Annotated in this window: 12 protein-coding genes and 1 tRNA gene; 2 read left to right on the forward strand and 11 right to left on the reverse strand. The window is 73.2% G+C overall.

Annotation, left to right across the window (positions count from 1 at the left end; genetic code table 11):
* Positions 1-14: 14 nt before the first annotated feature.
* From AC0VX4_RS06820 to ilvD, 11 genes are all read right to left on the reverse strand, one after another.
* Positions 15-1,106, reverse strand: coding sequence for a branched-chain amino acid aminotransferase (locus AC0VX4_RS06820; protein WP_002854191.1), 1,092 nt, complete (start codon positions 1,104-1,106; stop codon positions 15-17).
* A 145-nt stretch (positions 1,107-1,251) separates the two neighbouring features.
* Complete coding sequence (locus AC0VX4_RS06825; protein ID WP_036334196.1) at positions 1,252-2,328, reverse strand: 3-isopropylmalate dehydrogenase; 1,077 nt, start codon at positions 2,326-2,328, stop codon at positions 1,252-1,254.
* Positions 2,329-2,399: 71 nt separating this feature from the next.
* Positions 2,400-4,025, reverse strand: a complete 1,626-nt coding sequence (gene metG, locus AC0VX4_RS06830) for a methionine--tRNA ligase (RefSeq protein WP_002854196.1) — start codon at positions 4,023-4,025, stop codon at positions 2,400-2,402.
* Positions 4,018-4,875: a hypothetical protein gene (locus AC0VX4_RS06835; RefSeq protein WP_232502366.1), complete on the reverse strand. Its 858-nt coding sequence runs from the start codon at positions 4,873-4,875 to the stop codon at positions 4,018-4,020. Before AC0VX4_RS06835 ends, metG begins: the two co-directional genes overlap by 8 nt.
* Positions 4,876-4,939: 64 nt before the next feature.
* On the reverse strand, positions 4,940-6,535 hold the full coding sequence (gene serA, locus AC0VX4_RS06840) for a phosphoglycerate dehydrogenase (RefSeq protein WP_002854199.1): 1,596 nt from the start codon (positions 6,533-6,535) through the stop codon (positions 4,940-4,942).
* Between the two features lie 148 nt (positions 6,536-6,683).
* Positions 6,684-7,715 carry a ketol-acid reductoisomerase gene (ilvC, locus tag AC0VX4_RS06845; protein WP_475464153.1) on the reverse strand — a complete coding sequence of 344 codons (1,032 nt, stop codon included), beginning with the start codon at positions 7,713-7,715 and terminating at the stop codon, positions 6,684-6,686.
* Positions 7,716-7,750: 35 nt separating this feature from the next.
* Positions 7,751-8,260, reverse strand: coding sequence for an acetolactate synthase small subunit (gene ilvN, locus AC0VX4_RS06850; RefSeq protein WP_002854209.1), 510 nt, complete (start codon positions 8,258-8,260; stop codon positions 7,751-7,753).
* Between the two features lie 12 nt (positions 8,261-8,272).
* Positions 8,273-10,174: an acetolactate synthase large subunit gene (locus AC0VX4_RS06855; protein ID WP_002854211.1), complete on the reverse strand. Its 1,902-nt coding sequence runs from the start codon at positions 10,172-10,174 to the stop codon at positions 8,273-8,275.
* A gap of 291 nt (positions 10,175-10,465) precedes the next feature.
* Positions 10,466-11,686 carry an N-acetylglucosamine-6-phosphate deacetylase gene (locus AC0VX4_RS06860; RefSeq protein ID WP_002854213.1) on the reverse strand — a complete coding sequence of 407 codons (1,221 nt, stop codon included), beginning with the start codon at positions 11,684-11,686 and terminating at the stop codon, positions 10,466-10,468.
* A gap of 43 nt (positions 11,687-11,729) precedes the next feature.
* On the reverse strand, positions 11,730-11,915 hold the full coding sequence (locus tag AC0VX4_RS06865; RefSeq protein WP_002854215.1) for a hypothetical protein: 186 nt from the start codon (positions 11,913-11,915) through the stop codon (positions 11,730-11,732).
* Positions 11,916-12,018: 103 nt separating this feature from the next.
* The gene (gene ilvD / locus AC0VX4_RS06870; RefSeq protein ID WP_002854217.1) at positions 12,019-13,746 is read right to left on the reverse strand and encodes a dihydroxy-acid dehydratase; all 1,728 of its coding nucleotides are present in this window, start codon (positions 13,744-13,746) and stop codon (positions 12,019-12,021) included.
* Positions 13,747-13,850: 104 nt separating this feature from the next.
* Here ilvD and AC0VX4_RS06875 point away from each other — a divergent pair, with 104 nt between their 5' ends.
* Together AC0VX4_RS06875 and AC0VX4_RS06880 are read left to right on the forward strand one after the other, a co-directional pair.
* Positions 13,851-14,399 (forward strand): hypothetical protein, encoded by a 549-nt coding sequence (locus AC0VX4_RS06875; RefSeq protein WP_002854218.1) that lies wholly within the window; start codon positions 13,851-13,853, stop codon positions 14,397-14,399.
* A 67-nt stretch (positions 14,400-14,466) separates the two neighbouring features.
* Positions 14,467-14,542, forward strand: a tRNA-Lys gene (locus AC0VX4_RS06880).
* Positions 14,543-14,564: the final 22 nt, after the last annotated feature.

Consider the following 14,564-nt stretch of genomic DNA (forward strand, 5'->3'; position numbering starts at 1 on the left):
TCCGTGGGGTGGGGTCAGACGAGGCGGTGCAGCCAGCCGTGGCGGTCCTCGACGCGCCCGGTCTGGATGCCCTCGAGCTCGGCGCGGATCTTCAGGGTCACGTCGGTCCCGCCGGCGGACTCGATCACGTCGTCGCCGTCGAGCAGACGGCCGATCGGGGTCACGACGGCGGCGGTGCCGCACGCGAAGACCTCGGTGATCTCGCCCGAGCGGACGCCCTCGGCCCACTCGGCGAGGGTGACGCGACGCTCCTCGACGGTCAGGCCCATGTCCCGGCCGAGCTGGAGGATCGAGGAGCGGGTGACGCCCTCGAGGATCGTGCCGGTGAGCGCCGGGGTGACGAGCCGGCCGTCGGCGTGCACGAAGAACACGTTCATGCCGCCGAGCTCCTCGATCGCGTCGTCGTTGTACTGGTCGAGGAACACGACCTGGTCGGCGCCCTTGGCCGCGGCCTGCAGCTGGGGCAGCAGCGAGGCGGCGTAGTTGCCGCCGGTCTTGGCCGCGCCCATGCCGCCCTTGCCGGCGCGGGTGTAGTCGCGCGAGACCCAGATGGTCACCGGCTTGAGCTCGCCGCCGAAGTAGTTGCCGGCCGGGGAGGCGATCACCATGTACCGCACCTGCCGGGCCGGGCGGACGCCGAGGAACGCCTCGGAGGCGAACATGAAGGGGCGCAGGTAGAGGGACTGGCCCGGGCCGGTGGGCACCCAGGCCCGGTCCGCCTCGAGCTGGGCCCGCAGCGAGCCGAGGAACAGCTCCTCGGGCAGCTCCGGCAGGGCCAGGCGGCGGGCGGAGCGGTTCAGGCGGGCCGCGTTGGCCTCGGGGCGGAACGTCCACACCGAGCCGTCCTCGTGCCGGTAGGCCTTCAGGCCCTCGAAGATCTCCTGGCCGTAGTGCAGCACCGCGGCCGAGGGCTCCAGGGACAGCGGTCCGTAGGGCTCCACGCGGGCGTCATGCCACGCGCCGCCGTCCTCGTCCCAGGTCCAGTCGATCGAGACCATGTGGTCCGTGAAGACGTTGCCGAAACCGGGGTCCTGGAGGATCTCGACGCGCTGCTGATCGGACATCGGGGACAGATGCGGTTGCCGCGTGAACACGGTCTCGGACACGGTGGGATCACTCCTCGTGACGGGTGGCGGATGGGGACGGCTCCGGTGCCGGGCACGGCGCGTGGGGGCCACAACGCCGGGCGTGGCACACGCCACAGGCCGTCGCCCCATCCTAGACCCGGCGCCGACGCGCCGGGCCCGCGCGTCAGACCCGCGCGACGACGTCGGCGCCCACCTCGGCGGTGGTGCCCCGCGCGCCGTCCACCCGGTCCTTCAGGTGCGCCCACACGGCGGTGCGCACGCGCGACGCCGCGCCGGCCTCGCCCACGTGCTCGAGCAGCAGGGCGGCGGAGAGGATGGCGGCCACGGGGTCGGCGACCCCCTGGCCCGCGATGTCCGGGGCGGAGCCGTGGACCGGCTCGAACATCGACGGCGCCGTGCCCTCGACGTTGATGTTGCCGGAGGCGGCGAGCCCGATGCCGCCGGTCACGGCGGCGGCGAGGTCCGTGATGATGTCCCCGAACAGGTTGTCCGTCACGATCACGTCGAAGCGGGCCGGGTCCGTCGCCAGGAAGATCATGGCGGCGTCGACATGCATGTAGTCCCAGGTGACCGCGGGGAAGTCGGCCGCCACGGACTCCACGGTGCGGCGCCACAGGTGGCCGGCGTGGACCAGCACGTTGTGCTTGTGCACGAGCGTGAGGCGCTTGCGCTCGCCCGCGTCGGCGCGACGGAAGGCGTCCTCGACGACGCGGCGCACGCCGAACGCCGTGTTCACGGAGACCTCCGTGGCGATCTCGTGCGGGGTGTCCACGCGGATCGCACCGCCGTTGCCCACGTACGGCCCCTCCGTGCCCTCGCGCACCACGGTGAAGTCGATCTCGCCGGGCGCGGCCAGGGGGCTGACGGCGCCGGGCAGCAGGGTGGCCGGGCGCAGGTTCACGCCGTGGTCCAGCGCGAAGCGCAGCTTGAGCAGCATGCCGCGCTCGATCAGCCCGGACGGGATGCGCTCGTCCCCGGGCGCGGCACCCACGGCCCCGAACAGGATCGCGTCGTGGCTGCGCAGGGACTGAAGGACCTCGTCCGTGAGCGCCTCGCCGGTCTCGAGCCAGTGCTCCGCACCCAGCGGATACGGGGTGAGCCGGGCCTCCGGACGCCCCTCGGCACGCAGCGCCGCCTGCAGGACGGCGGCGGCCTGGTCGGTGACCTCGGGGCCGATGCCGTCGCCGCCGATGACGGCGATGTCCAAAGGGTCTGCGGAGCTGCGTGTGGTCTCGGTCATGGCCCTCAGGCTACGCGCGGCCCGCGTGAGGACCACATCGTGTGACACCCGGTCTCACCCTCCGGACGGGCTCAGTCCTCGGCGGGCTCCTCGTGCCGCGGGAAGACCGGCTGCGGGGCGGGCAGCGGGGTGCCGGGGACCAGGTCTTCGTGGAACGCGGCGAAGGACCGCGGGCCGGTGCCGGACGCGCCGGTGCGGCCGGCGTCGCCCTCGGCGGGGACGCCAAGCAGGTCCAGCAGCCGCGATGCCGAGTCGGGCATCACCGGCTGCGCGAGCAGGGCCACCCGGCGCACGGCCTGCAGCGTCACGTACAGCACCGTGCGCATGCGCGGCTCGTCCGTCTTGCGCAGCACCCACGGGGCCTGGTCCGCGAAGTAGGCGTTGACCTCGCCGAGCACGCGCCAGGTCTCCTCGAGCGCGTCGTGGAAGTCCTGCACCGCGTACGCGGACCGGGAGCGCTCCAGCAGGGCGTCGACCTGGGCCAGGACGGCGCGGTCCGCGTCGGTGAGCTCGCCCGGCTCGGGCACGGCGGCACCGCAGTTCTTGGCCACCATGGACAGCGAGCGCTGGGCGAGGTTGCCGAGGTTGTTGGCCAGGTCCGCGTTCTTGCGGCTCACCACGGCCTCGTGGCTGTAGGAGCCGTCCGCGCCGAACGGGAACTCGCGCAGCAGGAAGAAGCGGATGGCGTCCAGGCCGTACCGGGCCACCCATTCCCGCGGGTGCACCACGTTGCCCAGGGACTTGGACATCTTGGCCCCGTTGTTGTTCAGGAAGCCGTGGATCATGACGCGGCGCGGCAGCTCGAGGCCGGCCGACATGAGGAACGCGGGCCAGAAGATGCAGTGGAACCGGGAGATGTCCTTGCCGATCACGTGCAGGTCCGCCGGCCAGTAGCGCGCGAACGCCTCCGGGTCCTCGGCGGGCCAGCCCGCGCCGGTGAGGTAGTTCGTCAACGCGTCGACCCAGACGTAGGTGACGTGGTCGGCGCGCCGGTCGGCGTCGGCGGCGTCGGGGTCCGCGGGCGCCGGCAGGTCGATGCCCCACTGGAAGGAGGTCCGGGAGATGGACAGGTCCTCGAGCCCGGCCTCCACGAAGCGGATGACCTCGTTGAAGCGGTACCGGGGGGCGGCGAAGTCCGGGTGCTCGCGGTAGTGGTCCAGCAGCGGCTGCTGGTACTTGGACAGGCGGAAGAAGTAGGACTCCTCCTCCGTCCACGTCACCTCGGTGCCGGTCTCGACGGCGCGGCGCACCCCGTCCTGACCCACCTCGGTCTCGTCCTCGCCGAAGTAGCGTTCGTCCCGCACGGAGTACCAGCCGGCGTAGGAGCCGAGGTAGATGTCCCCGTTGGCCTCCATCCGCCGCCAGATCTCGCGGACGGCCTCGGCGTGGTCCGTGTCCGTGGTGCGGATGAAGCGGTCGTAGGAGATGTCCAGGACGTCGTCGTCCATCTCCCTGAAGACGGCGGCGTTGCGCGTGGCCAGCTCGAGGGCGCTCACGCCCTGCTGCTGCGCCGTCTGCTCCATCTTCTGGCCGTGCTCGTCCGTGCCGGTCAAAAAGCGCACGTCCCGCCCGTCGAGCCGCTGGAAGCGGGCCATCGCGTCCGAGGCGATGTACTCGTAGGCGTGGCCGATGTGCGGCTCGCCGTTCGGGTAGGAGATGGCCGTGGTCAGGTAGTACGGGGCGCGGGCGTCAGTCACAGTCGTCGAGTCTACCGGCGGGGCCGGGGCCCGCGCCGAGGACGACGTCGTCCGCGCCGACGTCCGGGACGCCGTCGGCGGTCACCTGCAGATGGCCCGGCGCAGGCCGCAGGTGGAGGTGGGCCCACGGGGCCACCACGAGCACGGACGCCCCGATCATCTCGGTCAGCTCCTCCGCGTGCGTCGCCACGTGGTAGGCCAGGGTGCTGCGCCCGATCCCGAAGACGAGCGGCACCGCCTCGAGGACGATCGCGCCGAAGAAGAACACCGCGCCGCCCGCCACCGTCAGCGCTCGGGTCCGGCGGGGCAGGGCGACGGTGCACAGCGCGAGCAGCCCGAGGACGACGATCGCGGCCGGCGCGCCGAGGATCAGCCACTGGAACGCGGGCAGCGGGTTCTCCCCCGCGAACGGCAGGGCCTCCCACAGCTGGCCGGCCTGCTCGTGGATCTGCGTCGATTCGTCCAGGCTCATGGCCGCCAGCAGGGCCGCGGGGGTCAGCCACGCGAGCAGGCTCCGCCGCCGATCCGCCCCCAGCGCGCGACGCACGAGACCCACCGTGGTGAAGCCCGCGGCCCCCAGCAGGAGCAGGCCCGAGCTCCACCACGCCGTGAGGTTGGCCTCGTGGTTCACGTCGAAGACCTCGCGCCACCACGGCACCTGCCGCGGGCCCAGCCCGAACACGAAGGGGAGGGCGAACGACCAGGCGGCGAGCAGGACGCTGACGCCGATCAGCCCGCCCGCCGCGCGCCGGGCCCAGCGGCCCTGCACGCCCGGAGGCGTGGCGGGGCGGGCCGCTGCGGCGCGCGCGGTCGGGGCGGGTGCGGGGCGGGGCTCGGGTGGACGCGACATGGACACCATCTCAACACAGGGCGACGCGCGCCGGCCCCGCGTTGCCCGCCCGGGCGTCGACGGGTCAGACGGAGAGGTCCACCTCGGCCGCACGGGCGGCGCCGATGGCCGCGGCCAGCGTGGCCGCGGTGTCCCCGGACAGCGCCCCGTCCAGGGTCAGCACGGCCAGGGCGGCGCCCTCGTCGTCGCGCGAGACGTCCATGCCGGCGATGTTCACGCCCTGCACCCCGAGGGCCTGGCCCAGGACGCCGATGACGCCCGGGCGGTCCTGGTAGGCGAACACGAGCAGGTGGTCGGCCAGCGGCACCTCGAGCTCGTGCCGGTCCACGCCCACGAGCTTCTGCACCTGGCGCGGGCCGGTGAGCGTGCCGGTGACGGCCGTCTGGGAGCCCTGCGCGGTCGCGGCGCGCACCGTGACGGTGTTGCGGTAGGACTCGGACACCGCGGTGGTGGTGAGGCGGCACTCGACGCCGCGCTGCTCGGCCAGCACGGGGGCGTTCACGTAGGAGACCTGGTCCGAGACGATGTCCGTGAACACGCCCTTCAGGGCGGCCAGGCGCATCGCGGAGACGTCGTGCTCGGCGATCTCACCGGCGATCTCCACCTCGACAGCCGTGATGGACTGCTCGCCCACCAGCGCGGTGAGCACGCGGCCCAGCTTCTCGGCCAGCGGCAGGCCGGGGCGCACGTCCTCGTGGATCGCGCCGCCGGCCACGTTCACGGCGTCCGGCACCAGCTCGCCAGAGAGGGCCAGGCGCACGGAGCCGGCGACGGCGACGCCCGCCTTCTCCTGGGCCTCGGCGGTCGAGGCGCCCAGGTGGGGGGTGACGACGGCGGAGTCGTGGGCGAAGAACGCCAGGTCCGTGGCCGGCTCGGAGCTGAAGACGTCGATGCCGGCACCCCCGATGGTCCCGGCCTCGAGCGCGCGGGCGAGGGCGTCCTCGTCCACGAGGCCGCCGCGGGCCACGTTCACGATGATCGCGGTGTCCTTCATGCGGGCGAACTGCTCATCGCCGATCATGCCGACCGTCTCGGGGGTCTTGGGCATGTGGATCGTGACCACGTCGGCGCGCTCGAGCAGCTCGTCCAGCTCGACGAGGCTCGCGCCGAGCTGCTGCGCGCGGGCGGTGGTCACGTAGGGGTCGTAGGCGAGGATCTCCATGCCGAACGCCTTCATGCGCTCGGCCACGAGCGCGCCGATGCGGCCCAGGCCGATCACGCCCAGCCGCTTGCCGTACAGCTCGACGCCCGTGTACTTCGAACGCTTCCACTCCCCCGCCTTCAGCGAGCCGTGGGCGGCCGCGATGTTGCGGGCGGCGGCCAGGATGTGGCCGCAGGTGAGCTCGGCGGCGGAGATGATGTTCGACGTCGGCGCGTTGACGACCATGACGCCGGCCTCGGTGGCGGCGGGCACGTCCACGTTGTCCAGTCCGACGCCGGCGCGCGCGATGACCTTCAGCTGCGGCGCGGCGGCGATCGCCTCGGCGTCCATCTGAGTGGCCGAGCGGATCAGCACCGCGTCGACGTCGCGCAGGTCCTCGAGGAGGCGGGCGCGGTCGGCGCCGTCCGTGCGGCGGATCTCGAAGTCGGGGCCGAGGGCCTCGACGGTGGCGGGCGAGAGTTCCTCGGCGATCAGGACGACGGGCTGGGCTGCGCTCACGGGTGCTCCTGGAGGTGTGGTGCGGTGGGATGGAAGGCGGGCCAGCCCGCGCTCCGGTCCGAGCCTAGACGCGTGACCGGGCCGTGGCCGGAATGCGACGCCGGCCCCGGAGCGCGATGCCCGGGGCCGGCGTCGGGGCTCGGGCGGCTCAGCGGGCCGCAGTGCCCTCGGTGTAGTCGTCGTCCGCGTCCTTGAGCCAGGAGAACATCTGGCGCAGCCCGCGGCCGGTCTTCTCGATCGGGTGGGCCTCGCCCCGGGCGCGGAGCTCCTTGAACTCGGGCGCACCGGCCTTCTGGTCGTCCATGAAGCGCTGCGCGAAGGCGCCGGACTGGATGTCGGCGAGAACCGCCTTCATGTTCTCCTTCACGTCGGGGGTGATGACGCGGGGGCCGGAGACGTAGTCGCCGTACTCCGCGGTGTCGGAGATGGACCAGCGCTGCTTGGCGATGCCGCCCTCGACCATGAGGTCGACGATGAGCTTCAGCTCGTGCAGCACCTCGAAGTAGGCGATCTCGGGCTGGTAGCCGGCCTCGGTGAGGGTCTCGAAGCCGTACTGCACGAGCTGGGAGGCGCCGCCGCAGAGCACGGCCTGCTCGCCGAACAGGTCGGTCTCGGTCTCCTCGGTGAAGGTCGTCTCGATGACGCCGGCGCGGGTGCCGCCCACGGCCTTGGCGTAGGACAGGGCGAGGGCGTGGGCCTGGCCGGAGGCGTCCTTCTCGACGGCGATCAGCGCGGGCACGCCGCGGCCGGCCTCGAACTCGCGGCGCACCACGTGGCCCGGGCCCTTGGGGGCGACCAGGGCGACGTCGACGCCCTCGGGGGCCTGGATGTAGCCGAAGCGCACGTTGAAGCCGTGCGCGAAGAACAGGGCGTCACCCTCCTGCAGGTTGCCGGCGATGTGCTGGTCGTACACGTCGGCCTGGACCTGGTCCGGGGTGAGGATCATGATCAGGTCGGCCTCGGCGGCGGCGGTGGCGACGTCGACGACGCGCAGGCCCTCGGCCTCGGCCTTGGCGCGGGACCTGGAGCCCTCGGCGAGGCCGATGCGCACGTCCACGCCGGAGTCGCGCAGGGACAGGGCGTGGGCGTGGCCCTGGGAGCCGTAGCCGATGACGGCCACGGTGCGGCCCTGGATGATCGACAGGTCGGCGTCGTCGTCGTAGAACTTCTTCACGGTCATGCTGTTCTCCTCACGGGATGGGTGGATCGGGACGGTCAGCGGGCCAGGGCGCGGTCGGTCATGGACCGCGGCCCCCGGGCGAGGGCGAGGGTGCCCGAGCGGACGAGCTCACGCACGCCGTAGGGCTCCATCATCTCGAGGAAGGCCTCGAGCTTGTCACGGGTGCCGGTGGCCTCGAGGGTCAGGGACTCCGGGGCCACGTCGACGACGTGGGCGCGGAACAGGTCGGCCGCCTGGACGACCTGGCCGCGGGTGGCGGCATCGGCGCGCACCTTCACGAGCAGGTGGTCGCGCTGAACGGAGGAGTCGGGCGTGAGCTCGACGACCTTGATCACGTTGATCAGCTTGTTCAGCTGCTTGGTGACCTGCTCGAGCAGGTCCGTGTCGGCGTCGACGACCACGGTGATCCGGGACAGGCCCTCGACCTCCGTGACGCCCACGGCCAGCGAGTGGATGTTGAACGCGCGCCGGGCGAAGAGGCCGGCCACGCGGGTCAGGGTGCCGGGCACGTCCTCGACGAGCACGGACAGGGTGTGGCGTTCCATCGGTTGCCCTCCTCAGTCTTCCTGGTCCCAGTCGGGCGTCATGCCCCGGGCCACCTGGATCGCGTCGTTGCTGACCCCCGCGGGGACCATCGGCCAGACCATGGCGTCGCGGGAGACCACGAAGTCCACGATCACGGGCCGGTCGTCGATGGCGAGGGCCTGGCGGATGGTGTCGTCCAGGTCCTCCCGGCGGTCGCAGCGCAGGCCCGCGGCGCCGTAGGCGTCGGCGAGCTTGACGAAGTCCGGCACCCGGGCGGTGTCGTGGCCCGTGTTCAGGTCCGTGTTCGAGTAGCGCCCGTCGTAGAAGAGGGTCTGCCACTGGCGCACCATGCCCAGCGAGGAGTTGTTGATCACCGCGATCTTGATGGGGATGCGGTTGATCACGCACGTGGCGAGCTCCTGGTTGGTCATCTGGAAGCAGCCGTCGCCGTCGATGGCCCAGACCACGCGGTCGGGTTCGCCCACCTGCGCCCCCATCGCGGCGGGGACGGCGAAGCCCATCGTCCCGAGGCCGGCCGAGTTGAGCCACTGGCGCGGCCGCTCGTAGGCGACGAACTGGCTGGCCCACATCTGGTGCTGGCCGACGCCGGCCACGTAGGTGGCCTCGGGGCCGGACAGGGCCGACAGGCGCGAGATCACCTCCTGGGGCGCGAGGAGGCCGTCCTCGGTCTCGGTCCAGCCCATCGGGTAGGTGTCCTGCAGGCGCCGCAGCACCGCCCACCAGTCGGCGAGGTCGGGCAGCGCCTCGGTGTCCGTCGCGAGCTCGGCCACCAGGTCCGGGATGATCTCCTTGACGTGGCCGACGATCGGCACGTCCGCGGTGCGGTTCTTGGAGATCTCGGCCGGGTCGATGTCCGCGTGGATCACGCGGGCGCCGGGGGCGAACGAGGGCAGGTGACCGGTCACGCGGTCGTCGAAGCGGGCGCCGAGCGTGATCAGCAGGTCGGCCTGCTGGAGCGCGGCCACGGCGGGGACGCCGCCGTGCATGCCCGGCATGCCCAGGTGCTGGGGGTGCGAGTCGGGGAAGACGCCGCGGGCGGTGAGGGTGGTGACCACCGGGGCGCCCGTGAGCTCGGCGAGGGCGCGCAGCTCCTCGTGGGCCTCGCCGCGGGCCACGCCGCCGCCCACGTACAGCACGGGGCGCCGGGCCTCGCGGATCAGCCGGGCGGCCTCGCGGATCTGCCGGGGGTGGCCGCGCAGGACGGGGCGGTAGCCGGGCAGGTCGATCCGGGGCGGCCACGCGAACTCGAACTCGCCCTGCTGGGCGTCCTTGGTGACGTCCACGAGCACGGGCCCGGGCCGGCCCGTGGCGGCGATGTGGAACGCCTCGGCGAGGGCCTGGGGGACGTCCTCGGGCCGGGTCACGAGCCGGGAGTGCTTGGTGATGGGCATCGTGATGCCCACGATGTCCGCCTCCTGGAAGGCGTCCGTGCCGATCGCGGCGGAGGAGACCTGGCCGGTGATGAACACGACCGCCTGGGAGTCCATGTGGGCGTCCGCGATGGCGGTCACCAGGTTGGTGGCGCCGGGACCGGAGGTGGCGATGGCCACGCCGACCTTGCCGGTGGCCAGGTGGTAGCCCTGCGCCGCGTGACCGGCACCCTGCTCGTGGCGCACCAGGATGTGGCGGATCCGATCGGAGTCCATGAGCGGGTCGTAGGTCGGCAGGATGGCGCCGCCGGGCAGCCCGAACACGTCCGTGACCCCCAGCTCCTCCAGGGAGCGGATGATGCCCTCGGAACCGGTCATCCGGGTCGGCTCGACGCGGGAGCCCTCGCCGGGCACCCGCGGCTCGACGATCTCGGGCCGGAGGGCCGGACGGCGCTCCTGGACCCGGGCGGTCTCCGTCGGGCGGGAGGCCGGCGTCGGGACCTGCGGGACCGCCGCGCGGGCGTCGCGGGGGGTCGTGCTCATGGGGTCACCTCACTGCGTTCGTCGCTGCGTGTCCGTCGCGGGGGCGTCGGACGGTCGTCGTTCGGATCCGTCGGGCGTCGGGGACCGTGGCCGCGTCGATGACGGATCGGGCCGGCGTGGCGGAGTCTGAGGTGGGGACACGGGCCGCCGGGTCCTTCGGGGGTGGTCTCAGTATCGACAGCCGTGCGCCCCGTCCGCCATCGACCACCCGCCTGTCTCGCAGTGTGAGATAAAGCGTCACATCGTGAGACGACCGGGCGGTCGGGGTCGGATCCCGGGCCTGAGCCCACCCTAGTCAGCCGCCGCGGGGGCGGCCGCCTTCACCCACGTTCCGTGACGGAGCACCCCGCGCACCTCGAGCTCCGGGCCGAAGACGACGGCGTCCGCTCGGCTCCCGACTCGGAGCCGGCCGACGTCGGGGAGCCCCAGGGCGTCCGCGGGCGCGGCCGTCGCCGCCCGCAGCGCGGCGTCGAGGTCGACCCCGGCGGCGACGGCGGAGCGCACCGAGCCGGCGACCGTGGCCGTGGACCCGGCGATGGCCCCGGCTGCGCCATCCGCGCCGACCACCCGCGCGACGCCGTCGTGGACCCGGACCCGCAGGGGTCCGAGGGAGAAGTCGCCGTCGCCGCAGCCGGCGGCGGCCATCGCGTCCGAGACGAGGATCCACCGCTCCCCGGCCTCCCGGGCGACCCGCCGCACCGTGGCCGGATGCAGGTGGACGCCGTCCACGATGGTCTCGATCCCCACGCGGGGGTCCTCCAGCAGGGCGACGGCCGGCCCGGGCTCGCGGTGGTGGGCGGGCCGGCACGCGTTGTGCAGGTGGGTGGCCATCCGCGCGCCCGCCTCGATCGCCGCGCGCGTGACCTCGTAGGACGCGTCGGTGTGGCCGATCGCGACGAGGACGCCCGCCGCCCGCAGCGTCCGCACCGCGTCGAGGGCGCCCGGCAGCTCGGGGGCCAGCGTCACCATCGCCAGGTGACCCGCGCCGACCTCGACGAGGCGCGCGACGTCGTCGGGGGCCGGGGCGCGCAGGGACGCGGCCCGGTGCGCGCCGCGGTGCCGGGGCGAGAGCCAAGGGCCCTCGAGGTGCACGCCGGCCAGCACCCCCTCCGCGCACAGGGGCGTCAGGGCCGTCAGCTGCGCCGCGAGCGCGTCGACGTGGTCCGTGACGAGGGAGGCCACCACCGTGGTCGTGCCCGCACGGGCGTGGGCCGCGGCCGCCGCGCGTGCCGCGGCCGCGCCGGACTCGAAGGCGTGTCCGCCGCCGCCGTGGCAGTGCACGTCCACGCAGCCGGGAGCGAGGAGGCCGTCGCCGAGGTCGTGGACGGGGCCGCGGGTGCGCGGCGGGTCGCCGGTCCCGACAGCCACCACGCGGCCCTCGGCCAGGGCGATCCAGCCGGGGCCGCCGAGGCGCTCGCCGTCATGGACGCGGTCCGCGCGCAGCACCGACGGGGATGCGACGGCCGACGACGCCTGCTCGGCGCGCGGCCCGTGAGGGACCGAGGCGGGCACGGATGCACCTTCCGGGGTGGACGGGTCGATGGACGAGGGGCGCTCAGAGGCCCTGCCAGGACGGCTTGGCCTCCCCCATGTGGCGGTACTCCCCCGCGAGTTCGAGTCGCCCGGCGGCGGCCTCGTCCACGAGGACGGTCACAGGCGGGTGCAGCTGCACGTCCACGCCGCCGGCCTCGCGCAGCGCCTCCTCGTCGGCGGCGGCGTCGGGCGGGATGACGACCTCCATCAGCGCGCCTCCCGCCCGGGACGGGGCGCGGGTCCCCCGGCCCGGGCGGCGAGCTCATGCATGCTCATCCCCTGCTGGACGCGGCGTGCGGGCCGACCAGGCCTCAGCCCAGGTAGGCGCCCTCGGCGGCGGAGTGCACCAGCTTGGCGTACTTGCCCAGCACGCCCGTGGTGAACTTCGGCGCCACCGGCTTCCAGGACTCGCGGCGGGCGGCGAGCTCGGCCTCGTCCACGAGCAGGTCCATGGTGCGTCCGGCGATGTCCACGCGGATGCGGTCGCCGTCCTGCACCAGGCCGATCGGCCCTCCCTCGGCGGCCTCGGGGGCGATGTGGCCGATGCATAGGCCGGTGGTGCCGCCGGAGAAGCGCCCGTCGGTGATCAGCAGGACGTCCTTGCCCAGACCCGCGCCCTTGATGGCGCCGGTGATCGCGAGCATCTCGCGCATGCCCGGGCCGCCCTTCGGGCCCTCATAGCGGATGACCACGACGTCGCCGGCGGCGATGGTCCCGTCCTCGAGGGCGTCCATGGCGGCGCGCTCACGGTCGAAGACGCGCGCGGTGCCCTCGAAGACGTCCGCATCGAAGCCGGCGGACTTCACGACGGCGCCCTCCGGGGCCAGCGAGCCGTGGAGGATCGCGATGCCGCCGTTGGGGTGCAGCGCGTCGTCCATGGTGCGGATGACCCTGCCGTCCACCGGGTCCGGATCGAGCGCGGCCAGGTTCTCGGCGAGGGTCTTGCCGGTGACGGTGAGGGTGTCACCGTGCAGCAGGCCCTCGTCCAGCAGGGCCTTCATGACCACGGGGACGCCGCCGATGCGGTCCACGTCCGTCATGACGTACTGGCCGAACGGCTTGAGGTCGGCGATGTGCGGGGTGCGGTCGGCGACGCGGTTGAAGTCGGACAGCTGCAGGTCGACGCCCGCCTCCCGGGCGATGGCGAGCAGGTGCAGCACGGCGTTGGTGGAGCCGCCGAAGGCCATGGTCACGGCGATCGCGTTCTCGAACGCGGGCTTGGTCATGATGTCCCGGGCCGTGATGCCCTGGCGGAGCATGTTCACCACGGCCTCGCCGGAGCGGCGCGCGAAGGCGTCACGGCGACGGTCCGCGGAGGGGGCGGCGGCGGAACCGGGCAGGGACATGCCGAGGGCCTCGCCGATGGAGGCCATGGTGTTGGCGGTGTACATGCCGCCGCAGGCGCCCTCGCCCGGGGCGATGGACTTCTCGATGCGGAGCAGGTCCTCCTCGGACATGAGGCCGCGGGCACAGGCGCCGACCGCCTCGAAGGCGTCGATGATGGTCACCTGCCTCTCGGTGCCGTCGGTCAGGCGGGCGACGCCCGGCATGATCGAGCCGGCGTAGACGAACACGGAGGCCAGGTCCAGGCGGGCGGCGGCCATGAGCATGCCCGGCAGCGACTTGTCGCAGCCGGCGAGCAGGACGGAGCCGTCCAGGCGCTCGGCCATCATCACGGTCTCCACCGAGTCGGCGATCACCTCGCGGGAGACGAGGGAGAAGTGCATGCCCTCGTGGCCCATGGAGATGCCGTCCGAGACGGAGACCGTGCCGAACTCCAGCGGATATCCGCCGGCGGCGTGGACGCCGTCCTTCGAGGCCTGGGCGAGGCGGTCCAGGGAGAGGTTGCAGGGCGTGATCTCGTTCCAGGACGAGGCGATGCCGATCTGCGGCTTGCCGAAGTCCTCGTCCCCCATGCCGACCGCGCGGAGCATGCCGCGGGCGGCGGTGCGCTCCATGCCGTCGGTGACGTCGCGCGAGCGCGGCTTCATGTCGGGGGCGGCGGACGGGGTGCTGGGAGTCGACGCGGCGGAGTCCATGCCGCGGAGTCTAGTGAGCACGGCGCGAGAGGGCCGGAGCGACGTCCCCGTGTGACGGGCGCGGCGGCATGACACGTGCGGACGGGTCCGCGTACGTTGGGGTCATGGACACGCCCACCCTGCACAGACGGCTGCGCCGCGTCTTCGATGCGCGCGTGTTCAACCATGGCGACTACAACGTCGTCTACGGCCAGCCCTCGGGCTCCTCCTCCCCCCTCGTCATCGGGTACCGCCACCAGCCGCTCGAGATGCTGCTGTGCCCGTTCGACCCCACCTCCACCCCGGACGACCACGACCGCCGCACCCCGGGCGTGGCCGAGGACGACCCGCACGGCCCGGTGACCGAGGCCTCCGCAGACCGCGCCGACGTCGTCGGGGTGGGCCTGGCCAACGTGGCCACCGTGGCGGACACGGGCAGCGGCTATCAGGTGGAGACCGTCACGGGCTTCCGCACGTGGTTCGACGTCCCGGAGCACACGCGCGTCCCGGTGGGTGACCTCACGGAGGACGGCACCGCGGAGCTCGACCAGGCCGAGGACGCCACCGACTTCCACGCCTTCATGACCGCCTTCATGGACGAACTGGACCGCCTCTACGCGGCCCCGGAGCCGGACACGACGGACGTCACGCCCCCCGATTTGCACGGCATCTGAAACCCCTGGTAGGGTTTCACCTCGTTGCACGGCGCACCGGAGAGATCCGAGAGGCGGTGCGGCACCTGCACCTCTAGCTCAACCGGTAGAGCATCTGACTCTTAATCAGCAGGTTCCGGGTTCGAGTCCCGGGGGGTGCACCACACGAAGCGAAGGCCCCGTCTC

The sequence above is a fragment of the Micrococcus sp. 63XJN7_8_ISO-PGPR-S23-253 genome, assembly GCF_056173425.1.